Genomic DNA, 16,661 nt, shown 5'->3' with positions numbered 1-16,661 from the left:
GGTATTACCTGCGGTAGAAGCTAAACAGGTTGCAAAAAAAGTATATTTCATAACAATATAAATATGTGTGATCGCCGCACACCATAGGAAAAATACTAGCCATGATGCCACAAACTACATCCTACGTCCGTGTTTTGGTTGTTGATGACCACGAGCTAACTCGCTTTACCTTGAAATTAGCTCTCAAGCGACAATCGCATATTGAAGTGGTAGGTATGGCTAGCAATGGCATGGAAGCGTTACGCCAGATGAAAAAATATCGCCCTGACCTGGTTGTGCTGGATTTGAATATGCCGGTCATGGATGGCTGGACTTTTTCGCGTCATGCCAAGCAAAAGTATCCAGGTACTAAAATTGTGGCCTATTCTTCGGTGGAAGGTGGCAAGGAACAAATTGCTGCTGACGGTGCCATAATTGATGCATACTGCGAGAAAGCTGAAAGCACAGAAAGGCTTTTAAATGTAATTGAGGCGATCGCATAACTCACCGCCACATATTTTGTATTTTGCCTGAATTTAGCCAAGCCCCAAGATTATCAATCATTGCAGCAAACGATTTTGAGCTTGTTTTGGCGGCTTACAACAACCTGACTGAATTCGCCAAAAGTCTTAAGTCTTAGTATCTTGGTAGCCCCTAGCAACCTCTTACATTGCCACATGATTGTCTGAGAGCCTGTTGGTTCATTAGCGATCTAGCGATCGTATCTTTAATATCAATAATATCAATCAGAAATTACCAGACGAAAGAATATTTTGCTGTGTTAGCAAGTCAGGAACTAAATCTTGGTTGCACCGACTTAGGGCGAGCCTATTTATTCAAACTCAAATTAGCAATCTAATGGAAGTCCGATTCGATTTGTTCGATCGGCACAAAACTTTCCTGTGGTAGCAAAATCAACTGGGAATAAACTAACTTGCCACTCATATCAATTCGGTTTACGGCCACCCCAAGCGGCCTAGGCAATTGAGATGCATAGGAGTCTACATAAAACCGATAGATCTGCTTAGCAGCCCTGATCACCAATGGATCGATTTTCACACTCTGAGCTTCAATACCACTAGCATATTCTAATCCTTGCGTTGCATAAGACACAGCTTTTTCCTCACACCGTTAAAATTTTGATTCCATAGACCTTCATAGCCTCTAGGACTTTAATCGTTCAGTCTAATTTATGCAAGCCTTAAAGCATGAGCAGAATAACATGCATCACAAAAATACAAGCTAAATTGGATTTTGATTAGTAAAAGTTAATACAAAGTGCTACTGAACTAAGCCAGAAAAAGCGTAAGACACACTTACCAGGAATATTTAGTTAGAGTTAGCTAGACTAGGTCGGGTGTTGTCAATTGGATTCTGAATAGTTTGCTATAGAAAGCCTGGGGAAAATCAACCACCTCATTGTTGCGCATGTTGATAATCAGATCAATGAGGTAATCAACAAATTCAGAGTTTTCCATCATCACTTCATAGCTCAACTCTTCATCGTCATCGAACATCACCCGACACAGGGTTAAATCCGATGGCAAATTAGAAATCCGCCACTTGGCTTCAAACGGGATTGGCGTACCACCTTCGATCGCCCGTTCACCCATTACCTCACCCGATCGATACAGGGTAATCGCATAGGGCAGCGTAGACTTTTTGCTAGGCTCGCGGTAATAGGGCGCAAAGATCGCCACATCTTGAGTGGCAGCAGCTTTTAATTCTAAGGTCATAACAACACAAATGAAGTAGTCAAAGTTTGGGCACTAATCAACAGAAACCTTGTCAATCACTTCTATTTTGCCCTCTGATGTAACACTCCATACATCATAACTGCCCTTAACATCGCCATATTCATCGAGATCAACATTGCCGCTTGCCCCCTGGTAGTTAATCTCTGTCCCAGCCTTAAGCATTTCTAGGGCAGCACAAACATCACTTACTTCTTCACCAGGAGCATTAGCCACTTCACGGATCTTTGCTTTGATCGCAGGGCCAGAACCACTATTAGCAGCTTGGGCGGCCAGAGCCACTAACGCTGCGGCATCATAGGAATGAGCTACAAATGCACCCACATTCTGTTGTTTTTTCTCTTTGAACGTGGCACTAAATTCGGCGAGGGAATCGCCATCAGCTCCCGGCACTGTCCCCAATGCGCCAGCCAAGATCATCTGGCCATCAGGGGTTTGACCAGTGGCAGCAATAAAGTCTTCGGTTTGCACCCCATCGGTAAGCAGCACTTGCACATCATCTAACAAACCTTGCTCATAGGCAGCCTTTAGCAATGGCGCTCCGGTTTCCGGATAGAGCACAGCGGCAACCGCATCCGGGGCATCGCCAAACGCACCTCTGGCTTCCGCTTCAAAGGTAGTAGCCTGAGGATCGTAGCGGGTGGGGTTATTTTCGTTAATAATCTCGCCACCTAAAGCCTTGAATGATTCGACGAATACCTGTTCAAAGCCTACGCCATAGTCGTTATTAATCACCAGGGTGGCTACGCGGCGATGTCCTTGTTCATAGGCCAGTTTAGCCAGCGCTGCGGCCTGATAGGTGTCGGGCGGGGCAGTGCGATACCAATAGCCATTAAAATCACCATTTTGGGCGCGTTCCGTAAATACGGGGCTGGTGCTACCAGGCGAGATCATCAGCACTTCTGCTGGCGCTGCCACCGCGATCGCCGCCGTGGAGATACTGCTGCCAAAGGCACCAACCACAGCACCGACTTGATCGACTTGAGCCAGCTTGGTCATGGCTTCTGCGCCGGCCGAGGGTTGGGTGCGGGTATCTTCCTTGATTAGATTGATTGGTTGATCCAGCACACCACCGCAGCTATTCACGGTTTCCACTAGCAGATCGATGCCATTTACCATCGGCGCACCGATCGCAGAGAGATCGCCAGTTGCGGGCAACAGCACACCCATTTTTAGTTCACCACCATCACTACTACTATCAGTGGCAGGTGCGGTGCTATCGGTGGCGGGGGCATCACTGGTTGGTGTGGTCTGATTCTGGCAAGCCACGACTGAAATGCAAGTGGCCAAGGCGAGAATCGAGGTAGAAAACTTGGTGATGGAGCGTTTGTTCATTTCTGGTTCTTGCTAGTTCTTAAATTGCTTAAATATGCTAGATATTGAAGATTATGCTGAGGCTCTTAGGCGATTTGGAATCGGCAATCAACAAATTAGTTGTGCGTTGCTGGGAATTGGGGGGATTAACTTAATCTTGATTATTTTAATCAACAGGCTGGACGATTTTCAAGGTTAAGTGTTGCCTGCCCTCCCTGTTTGCTTTAACACTGCTTTAATACTGCTTTAATACTTAAGGTGCGATCGAAAGGAGTGGAAACCTGCATTCTAAAATCGATTAAGTATCAAGTATCAATTAAGTAAAGCTATTCAATGTCTTGGGTCTTGGTCTTGTTAATTGGTTATCACATATTTGCGCATATCTTGCAACTGTTTGCCTCAGCGATCGCCAGTACAGGGATTCGCTAGTTTGTGGCCAAACCATAGATCCCGACTGGATTAGATTACATCTGGATGAATATCTGGATGACCGAGCAGAACTGAATTTTGTTAAGCGATGGTAATGATTACGATCGCAATCCAGATCAAGCATCTAGCCGATCAGTGTAGATTCACTACAATTTATATAAGTAACCACCATACCTTTAATATTTAATTTTAATATCACTATTTGGACATATGACTAGCCCCAGTTCCGATCGCTTTGCCCTTGCTCCCAGTCGTCAACGAGACTTGGATAGCCTGATTGCCCGATTGGGCATAGCCACCAAAGGTGAAACCAAACATAGCAAGCGATCGCCGATTAACTGGCTGCTTTTGGATCAAGCGCTGATTCATGCCACCTTCGATCGTGAGCATAACTATGAAAAGCTAGAGTTTTTTGGGGATAGTGTGTTGCGTTTAGCAGTAGCTTTGTTTTTGCGGCAGCATTACCACGATCGCCCATTGGGAGATTTAGCCGCGTTACGATCGTATCTGGTCAGTGATGAAGCTCTGGCAGAAATTGCCGATCGCTACGGTCTCGATCGGTTTCTGGTGATGAGTAGTTCGTTGCGCGATGATCCCAAGGCAAAGCGATCGCGTTTAGCAGATGCCACAGAGGCGATTTTAGGGGCGCTATATCTGAGCACCAATGACCTGAGTTTAATTAGTCCCTGGCTCGACTTACATTTACATCGCATTGCCCAACAGCTTTTGCAACAACCCAGCATGGGTAATTATAAGGCCGCATTGCAGGAGCTGACTCAAGCCCACTGGAAGATGTTGCCCGAATATCGATCGGTTGCGGTTCGGCCTAATCATACGGCTAATGCCAATGTTGATGGAGCTAGGCAAAATAGCAAGAAGCCCCAAAAAGAACTATTTGCAGCGGAGGTTTGGTTTCAAGACAAATGCTGGGGGTATGGTGAGGGCAGCAGTATTAAGGCGGCGCAACAGGTAGCAGCAGAATATGCCTATGCAGCTTTGCTGCCAACAATCAAAAACTAGTAAAAACTAGCTAACAATTCTTTGGCTGGGTTCAATTATCTGCCAAATAAAATCCTAGCTTGATCTGCACTCAGGCAATCCTGCATGAGCATCTGGTCAAAATTACGAATCACCAATTTGCAGCGCTTAATATAAGCGGCTAACCAGATTTGCAAATGCGATCGTTGCTCTTGATCACACAATAACGTCGCTACCTGCGGATGGGATATTTTGCCCTGGCGATCGAGTTCAAACTCCTGTAACCAGGCGATCGATTTAGGCCGACAGGAACGCCAGTAATTTTTAACTACCACCTTGCCCAGATATTGAGTAGTAAATTTGCTCACATCATTCATCGCGGCCAAAAGTTCATCTAACTTATATGTCTGGGGGCTACTTTTAGCGGATACTGGCTTAGTAGCTGGTTCACTTTCTGCTAACTGAGCTGGTTGCTGTTGAGCTGATTGATTATTGCTCTGGCCAAGCGATCGCCTAGCCTGTTGATGATTAGTTGGATATTTTTGGGAATCGGCGGAGGTGGCTGATGGTGAGTTAACGTTAACTTGAATACTGGTGGCATAGGACTGCAATGCGGTGTGATCTGTTGCCAATTCAGGGCTAGGACTAGGGTTAGGACGACTTATGTTCCCGCCTGACCAAGCTGCAGATGCTTGAGAATTAAAATTACTGCCTAATAGCAGCTTAAAAGCAGCAACGGTATTATAAACATCAGCATGAACTGCCTGCTTTACCTTAGCGATCGCATAGCGATAGGTTTTGATATCCAGATATTTGTCGGTTAAAACCAGCAGTACCAAGCCATGAGACAGTCTGTAAATGAATACCAGATTGCCAGCAAAATAAAATTCAAAGGCATCAAAACCTTCGGGCATATTTTCTAATACTTGCAAAATGCCCTGTGCCAGAGCTTGTTGTTGTCGTTCATCCAAATTGGTGTTAAGACCTTGAAAATACGGCCTCATCCGCCGATTGGTAAGAGCAACGCCCACAATCCCTGGCAAATTTAAAAAATCTTGGATAACCTCCCGATTCATATTTTGTTAATTATTAACTTATGATCGATATTCCTTTTACCCTGGACCAACTGAGAATTCTAAAGGCGATCGCGGCGGAAGGCAGTTTTAAGCGTGCTGCGGATAGCCTTTATGTCTCACAACCTGCGGTTAGCTTGCAGGTTCAACATCTTGAGCGACAGCTAGATATTCCTCTTTTCGATCGAGGCGGGAGGCGGGCACAGCTAACTGAGGCAGGCAGACTATTACTTTCATATGGCGATCGGATCCTTAGCTTATGTCAAGAGACGCGCCGCGCCATCGAAGATCTGCAAAATCTCCATGGGGGCACATTAATTATTGGTGCTAGTCAAACTACTGGAACCTATTTAATGCCTCGGATGATTGGCTCATTTCGCCACCGGTATCCAGATGTGGCTGTGCAACTACATGTCCATTCTACTCGTCGAACTGCCTGGAGTGTTGCCAATGGGCAGGTAGACTTAGCGATTATTGGTGGTGAAATACCCACCGAATTGCAAGACTCATTAGAGGTCGTGCCCTATGCCGAAGATGAACTGGCTTTGGTTTTACCAGTTTCCCACCCCCTAGCCCAAGGGGATATGCTCACGGGCGATGAACTCTATAAGCTGCAGTTTATCACTTTAGATTCACAATCCACCATTCGCAAAGTGATTGATAAAGTTTTAATGACCAATGGGGTTGACCCCAGGCAACTGAAGGTGGAAATGGAGCTAAATTCGATCGAGGCGATCAAAAACGCTGTCCAGGCTGGGCTTGGCGCGGCTTTCTTATCGGTGATTGCGATCGAAAAGGAGCTGCAAACGGGCTCAATTCGACAAATGGCGATCGAAGGACTAGCAATTAAGCGTACTCTTTGCCAAATTTCTAACCCCAGTCGCTATCGCTCTAGAGCCACAGAAGCTTTTTGTAATGAAATTTTGCCCCAGTTTCGCCATAAGCACTTGCATATAGCAGAGGAATCTGATCAGGTAGATACAACTTCATCGGCTACTAAAAAGTCATAGATTAATCACAAATAGCGATCGCTTAATATACTCAATCAGATATATATCTATTAATTAGCCACAATTAAGTAGTTAGTGGTTCTAATCGGATCGACAGATTGCTTAGATTTATTCGGTTTAAGTCAATTCTGACCAGAAAATTTATCAAGAAACAACATGGCTAAGCAAGCATACGATTACGTGATCTGTGATTATCCAATCTTTGAGCAAAGGGTAGTAGAGGTTTATATTGAGGGGGAGTATGTGGCATTGATCTCGCAGGAGGAAGGGCCCGATAAATTAAAAATTGAATTGCCTCGTAATGTAATCAGCGATGATCATACTTGCGTCCAATTTGATTTAAATGCTTTCCAAACCAGAATCGAACAGGCCAGAAAAATGTTGATCGGTGATGGGTAGATGGTTTTACCTTAATCGGCGATCGCAAATTTAAGCAATCATCCTATTTTCACAAACATAATCTAGGCTAACCATGCCCACACCATAGGTAGCCGCAAATGCCTGAAGCAAGTCCCACATCTAGTCAGAAAAATAAAACTACTAGGCACAGCACCCACAATACGCACAAAAAGGTAAAAAAGCTGCGCCGTATTGCTTTCTTACTCGACAGCGCGATCGCCATCCCTGGTACAAAATTCAGGATCGGCTTAGATCCAATTTTGGGGTTACTGGGCATCCTCGGTGGCAGTGGTGATTTTTTGGGAAGTGCGGCGGGGGCATACATTGTGATGGAAGCGGCAAAGCTGGATCTGCCCAAGCATGTGATCTGGAAAATGGTTGGCAATGTTTTAACTGACACTGTAATCGGCTTAGTGCCGGGTTTGGGCGATATTTTTGATGCCACCTGGAAAGCCAACACCAGAAATATTGCCTTACTGGAAAAACATTTAGAAGTCGATCGCCCCAATCAAAAAACTAATCCGCTATTTGTGGTGGGGTTGATCTTGGCCTTAGCAATGATTGTGGTGGTGCCTGTTTTATTGGTAGTTTGGATAATTCGGGCAATTTTCCAGATTTAAGCCTTAAAGCTCTTATTGCAGATATATCAATATCCCTTCTGAATACCTTCCGATCGCCATCGATCAATTATTGCCGCCCTGCTGCAAAGAGGAAAAAGAAAGGCTAGATTAGTAATTGCCTCTGCAATCTACCAATCGCCCCAATTAGCCAAACTTTTGTGATTTCAGCCCCCTTTAATTCCGAAAAATTATTATTTACGCCGATGATCCCCGATCATGATGCGATCGGCGTGGTGTTTGCCTTTCCCAATACCTACACAATCGGCATTACCAGCCTGGGCTATCAAGCCGTGTGGGCTAATTTGACCACCCGCCCAGAGCTAGCCGTCAGCCGTTGGTTTACTGATGTACATGAGCCATTGCCCAGAGAAGTTGAGCTATTAGGGATTTCATTTTCCTGGGAATTGGACTATGTAAATATTCTTAATGCCCTGAATAGCCTTGGTATTCCGATCCAGCAGAGCGATCGCACCAATGATCACCCCCTAGTATTTGGTGGCGGTACGGTGCTGAGCGCCAACCCAGAACCCTTTGCCGCCTGGTTTGATTTGATTTTGATTGGTGATGGTGAAGACCTGATTGGTAATATGCTGGCTGCCTATGCCGAGGTGAGAGATGGCGATCGAGCTAGCCAACTCAAGCACCTTGCCCAGGTTCCTGGGGTCTATGTGCCCAGTATGTATGCGGTTAGTTATGGCTCGGATGATGGTGCGATCGAAGCGATTACGCCTATAAGCCCTGATATTCCGGCACAGATTAATAAACAAACCTATCGCGGGAATACGCTCACCTCTTCGACCGTAGTGACCGAGAAAGCCGCCTGGGAAAGCATTTATATGGTGGAGGTGGTGCGCAGTTGCCCTGAAATGTGCCGTTTTTGTCTGGCCAGCTATTTAACCCTGCCGTTTCGGACTCCCGACGCGGAAACCAGCCTGATTCCGGCGATCGATCGGGGCGTAGCGGTTACCAATCGATTGGGATTGCTGGGTGCATCGATTACCCAACATCCGGAATTTGAGCTGTTATTGGATTATCTTGCCCAACCCAAATTTGACGATCTCCGCCTTTCTCTGGCATCGGTGCGCACCAACACCCTGACCCTGAAACTAGCCCAAACCCTGTCTAAGCGAGATAGTCGATCGGTGACGGTGGCGGTGGAAAGTGGCTCAGAGCGATTGCGGCAAATTATTAATAAGAAATTGACCAACGATCAGATCGCCCAGGCGGCGATCAATGCCCAGGAAGGGGGGCTCAGTTCACTGAAGCTCTATGGCATGGTTGGCGTGCCCGGTGAGATCGACAGCGATCTAGAAGCCACAGTGGAAATGCTCTATGGGTTACGCCAGGTTGCACCCAAATTGCGCCTATCCTTTGGTTGTTCTACGTTTGTGCCCAAATCCCATACGCCCTGGCAATGGCTGGGGGTGAGTAAATCTAGCGATAAAAAGCTTAAGTTTTTGCAGAAACGACTTGCCGCCAAGGGGATCGATTTTCGGCCAGAGAGCTACAAAGATTCATTGACCCAAGCCCTAATTTCCAGGGGCGATCGCCGCGTTACCAGGGTGTTGGAACTTGCCTATGGTTATAGCAATGGTGAAGTGCCCAGCAATGGCAGCTATAAGCGGGCTTTCAAGGAGCTAAGTATGGGACTGGGCGATCGCTTACCACCACTCGATTATTATGTCCATGAAAATTGGCAGCCTAACCAGATTTTGCCCTGGCAGCATCTTAATGGGCCGCTACCTACTGGCACGTTAATTAAGCATCTGGAAAGCTCACAGGCATTGGTGATCCTATAGCTGAGGTGATCTGGACAAATCGTTATACTGATGCTCCAGTGAGCCAGAATCAAGATCTGTTAAGACGAATTAGAAATATTGCCAGCACCTACGATCGCACCAGAGGCCAGACCATACATTAGCCAAAAGCTGCAAACTCTGTCACAAACATATAATGTGCGGATCTTGTTGGCGGTAGAATCCGGTAGCCGCGCCTGGGGTTTCCCCTGCCAGGATAGCGATTTTGATGTGCGGTTTATTTATGGGCGATCGCCTTGATCGCAACTTAATTCTGGATAGTTATATCACTTCGATCCTCAGCGATAAGACAAAGCGGGTGGGAAAGCCAGAGCCGGATCGATCGTTGATTCAGCAAGCCGATCAGATCTTCCGCGTTCTGATAACAAACAATTACCCCACCGCCTAAGTAGTCAAGGCTTCCGAGCAAAAATCTCGAAGTCCTGAATCCCAGGCAAGATGGGGTAACAATGATTAAAGCAAATAAAATATATGATCGGCTAGAACAGCAACCCAGCGATCGGCTTTGGCATTTGCACAACACCACGGCTAATCATGGGGGTTTAGTCAACCGCGATCGAATTTAAATCGAATTTACAAATAAGAAAATATAAAAAAAGCATTTATGCTCAAAGCAATGCCATATCTATGACGTAGTGCAAACGAACCGATAAATCAACTAGAAAGCACTAGATCATACTAGCTACCCACTATTGATTTAGCATTACGAAAAATTCGGCTCAGCTTGACTAAATATTTAAATATTGACTTCGCTCAGTTCATTGGCCATATAGTCAAATGGGCCAGTCAACCAGCTCGCATCTGTGCCCACCAGTTGAACTACCACTGCTTTCATAATCTGAATGCTCTGCGCCACAGACCCGATCGGCACACCTAGCGAGTTATAGGTTTCCCGCAACCCCTGCAAGACCCTTTCATCCAAGACAAAATTATCACCAGCAACCAGGGCATAGGTGGCATAGCGCAGAAAATAGTCAACATCGCGCAGGCAAGCGGCATAGCGACGCGTGGTGTAGGCATTACCACCGGGGCGAATTAAAGTAGGCGCGGCATCAAATAGAGTTAAGCCTGTCTCCTGAACGATCGCTGCCGCATTACCAGTAATCATCGAAGCGGCCTTTAAGCGTTCTGCTCCAGTATCAAAATAGGATTTAATTTGATCGTAAGCATCCCGATCGAGGTAACGGCCTGTGGCATCATAGGCACCAATTAGGCTAGTTACTGCGTCTAGCATATTATGATTGCTCCTTTAGATAGATTTGTATATATCATTTTATTTCTATACCTTTTAGGATACTAGACTTCGCCCCTTTGTGGCTTATCTATGTCACCGCATCCAGATGTAACGGCAACTTGCGGCTTTAGCTAGTCTCTCAATGGCAGCTTGCTAAAACGCAAAAACGTTACCAAAATTAGCTTAATCAGGGGCAATTAAGCCCTAACTTTAAGATCTAACTAATCATCACGGTGGCAACGGTCACAAATCAATATAAGTTTATAAAGTGTAAACCTTTAACATTTAGGTTGGTGTTACCAACTGAGACGGAATTCACCACCTAAAATTTTAGCAAACAAGAAAATTAGCGGGCAAATGACTAGGAACAGGATATGAAGTGGGTTAACGGTCTTTCTACTAAAGTATCCTTGGAGGCTGCGTTAGAAGATGTAACACAGCAGGTTCTGCGTGGCCTGCAGGGGCGATCGCCAGATATTGGCTTTTTGTTTGCCTCCAACACCTTCGCCAGTGAGTATCCACGGCTGTTACCACTGCTGGAAGAAAAACTAAAAATTCAATATTTAATTGGCTGTTCCGGTGGTGGCATCATTGGCAATGGCCAGGAACTCGAAGATCTGCCAGCGATCTCATTGACGGTGGCAAATTTGCCTTTGGCAGGTGCTAAAACCTTTTATCTGGATGAAGACGATCTGCCTGATTTAGATAGCCCTCCCGATCGCTGGCATGAGCTAATTGGCATTGAAGTCAATCAGCAGCCCAATTTTGTGATCCTGGGCGATCCCTTTTCGTTTCCAGTCAATGACCTATTACAGGGGTTGGATTTTGCCTATCCCAGTGCGGTGAAGGTGGGTGGTTTGGCCAGTGGCGGTGGCCTGGGTACTAATTCATTATTTTGCAGCCACGATCGCCAGACCTATCAACTCTATCGCAAGGGTCTGGTGGGAATGGCACTGTGGGGTGGCATCACGATCGATGCGGTGGTGGCTCAGGGTTGTCGGCCGATCGGCGAAGCGTTGCAAGTGTCGGAGTGCGATCGCAATATTATTTTGTCGCTGGACGATCGCCCACCCCTGGAAGCCCTGCAAGACATTGTCAGTGAGCTAAATGAACGCGATCGAGAGCTGGCTAAACACTCGCTGTTTGTGGGGGTGGTGATGAACGAGTTTAAGCAAAGTACCGAGCAGGGTGATTTTTTAATTCGTAATATTATTGGCGTTGATCCCAAAACTGGCGCGATTGCGGTGGGCGATCGGGTACGTCCTGGCCAGCGGATTCAACTCCACCTGCGCGATGCGGATGCTTCGGCGGCCGACCTGGAAGAGAATCTCAGCCGCTATAAAACCCAGGTGGATAATGACCAAACCGCTAGTGCTCCCACGGCTGCGTTGGTGTTTTCTTGCATGGGCAGAGGGGAACGATTATACGGCAAGCCGAATTTCGACTCGATCGTATTTGCCAAGCACATCGGCGAGATTCCGGTGGGTGGTTTCTTCTGTGGTGGCGAAATTGGGCCAGTGGGTGGCACAACTTTCCTGCACGGCTATACCTCGGTGTTTGGCATTTTCCGCCCAGTCTAGGAAGTTAATTGAATTGATGTATTAGATTTATTAATTTTTATTGTTAATATTTTATGGCTCATCCGATCGCGGCAGGCTCAGGGTTGTCCCAGTCACTGTCCAAAATACCGATCGGGCCCCATCACGCCAGGACTTAACCGCTAGTTCCTGATTATATTTAGAGGGGATTTCCACCGGATGCATCCGAATCCCTTGGCTCCCCAACACAATCTTGCCGATCACCTTGGCTCTGGGCATGTGATAGTCCGAGGTAATCACATACACATCGGTAATATCATTAGCGGCAAAATCATCTACCAGGGTGGTGAAATTAGTTACCGTATCAACGGCACGATAATCCAGCGTGACTCGATCGAGGGGAATGCCAGCTTCTTGAAATACATACTCGGCATAATCCACCGGGCTACCGGAAGAAACCCAGATCGGCAGTTGGGGATGATCGAGGGCAAATTGAGCAGCAAATTGCTCACGGGACGGTGCCCCACCCAAGACCAGAATCGCCTGGGGGGTTTGCTCGGAAGCGGTGGGCAAATCACCCACAAACAATGCGCCCAAGCCTAATACGGTGGCACAAAGTGCTACTAATCCAGATTGTTTAGTTCGCTTTTTCATCAAATTTGGCTAACTAAATTTTGCTCACCCCGATCGCTGAGCAGATTATGCTCTATTTCCAATCAAGAAGTTACAGACAAATGATTTACTCACTACTAATTTGGTTCTGGCCATGAGCAAATTTATGGGCATAGTAATGACGAGGTAATAATATATCGGAAAAATCGATCGTGATGCATCCGCAACATGTTCAATTTGCCTTGTTTATCTCGTCTTGTTTGTCTCTAGGTAAGCTCTAGTCTAGATTGCCTCTTGGATCTCGTTTCCCCACGGGAACAGATGCAAAGTTATCAGATTAACAACAATAACCCTAAGCCTGGAATTGAATTAATCGCACTACTTTCTTTCGGTCAGTGGCTAGACAAAATTCGCCCTATTAAAAGCCCTAGCAATACTATAACCAGTGGCGATCGCTAAACTACCAAACTTAGCGACAGTTTAATATTTAACGATCTAATCTTTGGTAGCAAAATAAGCAATCAAATTTATAATTACCTCTAATTACCTCATTCGCTGCGCCAGCTATTTAGACTTAAGCACGATCGGCACTGCCCCAATTGCGAATCAGTTCTGCCACCAAAGCAATCGCCCCAGAACCAAGCAAAAGCACTACGCTTAGAGCCCTTAACTTGGATGCTTCGGCCGGTCGGCGGATCGTTTCAAAAATAGCGATCGGTAAGGTCGTATCCCCCGTGCCGATCGTAAAGCGGGCAATCAAGTAATCATCTAGGCTCAGCACAAACGCCAACAAACAACCGGAGATAATTCCTGGCAAAAGCTGGGGTAGTAATACGCGCATAAAAGCCTGGGCTGGAGTTGCCCCCAAATCGATCGCCGCTTCTTCTAGTCTCGGGTCAAGCCCGGCCAAACGACTGGAAACCACCACCGCAATATAGGCCAGAGAAAAGACGATGTGGGCACAAATTACCGTTCCCAGACTGAGGGGTACGGCAATGCCAATAAAAAATGACCAGGTAGCCACCGCGATCGCAATATCCGGCATAATCAGCGGCAAATAGCTAGCCCCCAGATATAAGCTTTTGCCGGGGAAATAATAGCGCGACAGCCCCACCGCCATCAGTGTTCCCAACACCGCCGCGATCGCCACCGCCACAGCAGAAACCGTGAGGCTATTAACCAAGGCCGACATCAACCGCGTATCCTGTAAGAAATCCACATACCATTGCAGCGTAAAGCCGTCTAGCTTGATTTGATAGGTCGAGGGGCTAAAGCTCAGCACCGCCAGAATGGCGATCGGCAAGTACATATATACAAACGCGACCATCACATACCAGGTCTGCCATTTACCCAACTTACCTTTAAGTTTCGATCGCATTTTTAGGGACAAATTTGGCTCTGAGCTAGCTAGGCTAGTTGATTGAGCTGAGTAATCCTGGGGCTGCTGGGACTCTTGGGGCATAGTTTTCTAACCATGATTCATGATTGCAAAGTAATCGTGACTAGTTCATCTAAACAGGTTTCAATGATTTAGACATCTTTCACCGCACTGCGATCGCCAAACTTGATCAACAGCGCAATAATAATGCTCACCCCCAGAATTAATATCATGCTCAGCGCCGAGCCAAAGCCCCAACCACTAAAACCAACTGGGCCCAAGAACTGGCGTTCAATGAAATAAGAGATCATACTGCCGTTGATTCCACCCAGAATCGCTGGGTTAATATAATCGGCAAAGCTGGTGATCGCCACCAAGGCACAACCAGCCACAATCCCCGGCACTACCTGAGGAATCGTGATCCGCACAAAAGTTTGACGGGCATTTGCACCCAGGTCAGCAGCCGCTTCGAGTAAACGCAGATCTAGTTTTTCGAGCGAAGAAAACAACACCAACACCATATAGGGCAAGAAACTATAGACCATGCCAATTATTGCCCCGGCGGGGGTATCGAGCAAATTCAGGCGCGGTAAACCGATCGCCACCAGGATGCTATTCAGCAATCCCGATCGGCGCAGGATCGAAATCCAGGCATAGGCTCTGAGCAATGAAGATGTCCACAATGGCAGCACAAACGCCAGTAGTAGGGCATTTTGCCAGCGCTTGGGAGCAATCACCGCAATCCAATAGGCCACTGGAAAGCCAATTAATAAACATAACGCAGTGGTAATACCGCTGAACAGGAGCGATCGCCAGATCACTGCCAGATAAATGAGATCGCCAGCCTCGTTTGGTGCAAAGATGCGGCTGTAGTTAGTAAGAGTAAAACTACCCGTAGGGGTCACAAAACTTTTGATCAGCAGTAAGAGGGCAGGCAGGATCAAAAATAAGATCAACCAGCTTCCCCCAGGAGCTAGAAAAGCCAATGGTGCGATTAGTTTTGAAAGGCGTGATGGGGGACGATTCGGATTAGAGATAGGGTCGGGCAATTGGGGTGAATCCGGTCTGGTGGTTGAGGTCATAACCAAGAATTAAGCATCGCAAGGCAGGGGCAAATCTCGCTAGCGATCGACATACATCAACACCAACTGAGCTTAAGCATATATCTATCAGGATTCATCGCAATAGTCTAGATCGGTGGCTTGTTCTTAATGCCCAACCAAAACCCAGAACCAATTGGCACTCCTAGTGCATCTTCAAGGGACTTCTTGTGTATTGGTATCTTGTGGCTCTTAGCATTCGGGTTACTCCTTGCCCAACATCTCGATTGAAACATCACTAGGCAAATCGATCGCACCTGGTAGCACATTGTTATGATTGATTTTTAGCAAACAGGTCTAGCTCTAGCCTTGCTCTAGTCACCAAATTCCCCACAGATATTATGGATACTAAGGATATTTAGCCACAGGATTGAACCTGACTAAGAGTCGGCAGAAAACCTTACTTCTATGCCACAACTTAATAGCCTTAATAGCCAAATATTCTTATACCCTCAGCCATTGCAGATCGGCAGAACAGGCAATCTTATTTTTAGAAATAAAGTTTTTAGAAATAAAGCACCCTGGCATCAAGTCCCCTGGCACGCAGAAAGTATGACCAAGCCTCGGCCTCAGCGCGACTACTATAGGCTCCCGCATTCACATAGTTACCGCGCCTGGTTTCTGTCACCGCCGCAAAGGGAAAATGCTGGCGCACCTGCTGCAAAGTAAAGCTAGCACTAGCACCCCTGATCGGTACAGCCGTAATATAGCGTCCTTGACCAGTAGGATTCGTAATCGGCGGGTTCGTAATCGGTGGATTGACGATCGGCGGGTTCGTAATTGGCGGATTGACGATCGGTGGATTCGTAATTGGTGGATTGACAATCGGTGGATTTATGACCCCACCAGTTCGTTGGGCAGTGAATCCCGAAAATTGCAGTAATTGTAAACGCTCATCCGCCAGCGCTAAAGAGTTAAATCTGCCAGCCTGGATTACCTGCGTGCCATCTACCGTACTGCGGAAAGCATCAGGCACAATGGTACGCACCTGATCGAGCGTGGTCAAATCACTGGGCGTGACATACACAACATAGGGTTGAGCATGAGCAGCCGGTGCCCAACTATAAGCAACAACGGAGCCTGCGATCGCTAGAAAACTTTTGGTAAACCTGTTCAAGAGACTTATACCCCCTAAGTCTGCATTTGTATCTAAAATATCTATATCTAGAATTTAGTTTACCGCAAATCGATTTATGTTATTGTATTAAGTCTTTCTAATTAGGCAGTTTTGCGCTGATTCAGGCTCGAATTAAGCAACATAGCTGACCCAAAAGCTGAGACTAGTCAATAAATACATTTTTAATGCATAAATAAGCATGAATATTTGCCAAACAAATACAGCGTCAACAATAGGGTTGGCTAACCAGGTGATTAATCTAAATTGCTTAGCTAACTAAAACCAGTAGCGCTCTGTCGTTAAATAAAC

Annotated in this window: 17 protein-coding genes and 1 pseudogene; 9 read left to right on the top strand and 9 right to left on the bottom strand. The window is 46.4% G+C overall.

The features are described 5' to 3' along the window. The first annotated feature begins 101 nt into the window (after window positions 1-101). Window positions 102-482, top strand: a complete 381-nt coding sequence (locus PSE7367_RS07420; RefSeq protein WP_015164751.1) for a response regulator — start codon at window positions 102-104, stop codon at window positions 480-482. A gap of 352 nt (window positions 483-834) precedes the next feature. On the opposite strand, the gene PSE7367_RS07415 is transcribed toward PSE7367_RS07420, so the two are convergent. From PSE7367_RS07415 to PSE7367_RS07405, 3 genes are all read right to left on the bottom strand, one after another. After that, on the bottom strand, window positions 835-1,092 hold the full coding sequence (locus tag PSE7367_RS07415; protein ID WP_015164750.1) for a hypothetical protein: 258 nt from the start codon (window positions 1,090-1,092) through the stop codon (window positions 835-837). 230 nt (window positions 1,093-1,322) lie between these two features. Further along, on the bottom strand, window positions 1,323-1,715 hold the full coding sequence (ebsA, locus tag PSE7367_RS07410; protein ID WP_015164749.1) for a type IV pilus biogenesis protein EbsA: 393 nt from the start codon (window positions 1,713-1,715) through the stop codon (window positions 1,323-1,325). Between the two features lie 33 nt (window positions 1,716-1,748). Continuing rightward, window positions 1,749-3,068 (bottom strand): ABC transporter substrate-binding protein, encoded by a 1,320-nt coding sequence (locus PSE7367_RS07405; RefSeq protein WP_015164748.1) that lies wholly within the window; start codon window positions 3,066-3,068, stop codon window positions 1,749-1,751. 618 nt (window positions 3,069-3,686) lie between these two features. On the opposite strand from PSE7367_RS07405, the gene rnc reads away from it, so the two are divergent. Further along, window positions 3,687-4,496: a ribonuclease III gene (rnc, locus tag PSE7367_RS07400; protein WP_015164746.1), complete on the top strand. Its 810-nt coding sequence runs from the start codon at window positions 3,687-3,689 to the stop codon at window positions 4,494-4,496. Between the two features lie 35 nt (window positions 4,497-4,531). Here rnc and PSE7367_RS07395 read toward each other — a convergent pair whose 3' ends face one another. Then, window positions 4,532-5,530 carry a hypothetical protein gene (locus tag PSE7367_RS07395; RefSeq protein WP_015164745.1) on the bottom strand — a complete coding sequence of 333 codons (999 nt, stop codon included), beginning with the start codon at window positions 5,528-5,530 and terminating at the stop codon, window positions 4,532-4,534. A gap of 20 nt (window positions 5,531-5,550) precedes the next feature. Here PSE7367_RS07395 and PSE7367_RS07390 point away from each other — a divergent pair, with 20 nt between their 5' ends. The 6 genes and pseudogenes from PSE7367_RS07390 to PSE7367_RS21875 all read left to right on the top strand — a co-directional run bounded on the left by PSE7367_RS07390 (window position 5,551) and on the right by PSE7367_RS21875 (window position 9,761). Then, complete coding sequence (locus PSE7367_RS07390; RefSeq protein WP_015164744.1) at window positions 5,551-6,537, top strand: LysR family transcriptional regulator; 987 nt, start codon at window positions 5,551-5,553, stop codon at window positions 6,535-6,537. A 156-nt stretch (window positions 6,538-6,693) separates the two neighbouring features. Then, entirely contained in the window at window positions 6,694-6,936 is a 243-nt protein-coding gene (locus PSE7367_RS07385) for a hypothetical protein (protein WP_015164743.1), read from the top strand. 98 nt (window positions 6,937-7,034) lie between these two features. Beyond that, window positions 7,035-7,556, top strand: a complete 522-nt coding sequence (locus tag PSE7367_RS07380) for a DUF4112 domain-containing protein (RefSeq protein WP_015164742.1) — start codon at window positions 7,035-7,037, stop codon at window positions 7,554-7,556. A gap of 158 nt (window positions 7,557-7,714) precedes the next feature. Beyond that, the gene (locus PSE7367_RS07375) at window positions 7,715-9,355 is read left to right on the top strand and encodes a B12-binding domain-containing radical SAM protein (RefSeq protein WP_015164741.1); all 1,641 of its coding nucleotides are present in this window, start codon (window positions 7,715-7,717) and stop codon (window positions 9,353-9,355) included. A 93-nt stretch (window positions 9,356-9,448) separates the two neighbouring features. Further along, window positions 9,449-9,604, top strand: a pseudogene (locus tag PSE7367_RS07370) (DNA polymerase beta superfamily protein); the annotation flags it as partial. Beyond that, window positions 9,597-9,761, top strand: a complete 165-nt coding sequence (locus tag PSE7367_RS21875; RefSeq protein WP_156800361.1) for a hypothetical protein — start codon at window positions 9,597-9,599, stop codon at window positions 9,759-9,761. The pseudogene PSE7367_RS07370 and the gene PSE7367_RS21875, both read left to right, overlap by 8 nt. Window positions 9,762-10,109: 348 nt before the next feature. Here PSE7367_RS21875 and apcB read toward each other — a convergent pair whose 3' ends face one another. After that, window positions 10,110-10,607, bottom strand: a complete 498-nt coding sequence (apcB, locus tag PSE7367_RS07365) for an allophycocyanin subunit beta (RefSeq protein ID WP_015164740.1) — start codon at window positions 10,605-10,607, stop codon at window positions 10,110-10,112. A 374-nt stretch (window positions 10,608-10,981) separates the two neighbouring features. Here apcB and PSE7367_RS07360 point away from each other — a divergent pair, with 374 nt between their 5' ends. Beyond that, window positions 10,982-12,187: an FIST signal transduction protein gene (locus PSE7367_RS07360; protein ID WP_015164739.1), complete on the top strand. Its 1,206-nt coding sequence runs from the start codon at window positions 10,982-10,984 to the stop codon at window positions 12,185-12,187. Between the two features lie 51 nt (window positions 12,188-12,238). On the opposite strand, the gene PSE7367_RS07355 is transcribed toward PSE7367_RS07360, so the two are convergent. The 4 genes from PSE7367_RS07355 to PSE7367_RS07340 form a co-directional block, all read right to left on the bottom strand. After that, window positions 12,239-12,799 (bottom strand): YdcF family protein, encoded by a 561-nt coding sequence (locus PSE7367_RS07355; RefSeq protein WP_015164738.1) that lies wholly within the window; start codon window positions 12,797-12,799, stop codon window positions 12,239-12,241. 532 nt (window positions 12,800-13,331) lie between these two features. After that, window positions 13,332-14,219, bottom strand: a complete 888-nt coding sequence (locus tag PSE7367_RS07350) for an ABC transporter permease (RefSeq protein WP_015164737.1) — start codon at window positions 14,217-14,219, stop codon at window positions 13,332-13,334. 68 nt (window positions 14,220-14,287) lie between these two features. Then, window positions 14,288-15,217 (bottom strand): ABC transporter permease, encoded by a 930-nt coding sequence (locus PSE7367_RS07345; protein ID WP_015164736.1) that lies wholly within the window; start codon window positions 15,215-15,217, stop codon window positions 14,288-14,290. A 523-nt stretch (window positions 15,218-15,740) separates the two neighbouring features. Beyond that, on the bottom strand, window positions 15,741-16,352 hold the full coding sequence (locus PSE7367_RS07340; RefSeq protein WP_015164735.1) for a hypothetical protein: 612 nt from the start codon (window positions 16,350-16,352) through the stop codon (window positions 15,741-15,743). Window positions 16,353-16,661 lie beyond the last annotated feature (309 nt).

The sequence above is a fragment of the Pseudanabaena sp. PCC 7367 genome (assembly GCF_000317065.1).
Classification (GTDB): domain Bacteria; phylum Cyanobacteriota; class Cyanobacteriia; order Pseudanabaenales; family Pseudanabaenaceae; genus Thalassoporum; species Thalassoporum mexicanum.
This window is presented reverse-complemented; position numbering and strand designations above follow the sequence as displayed.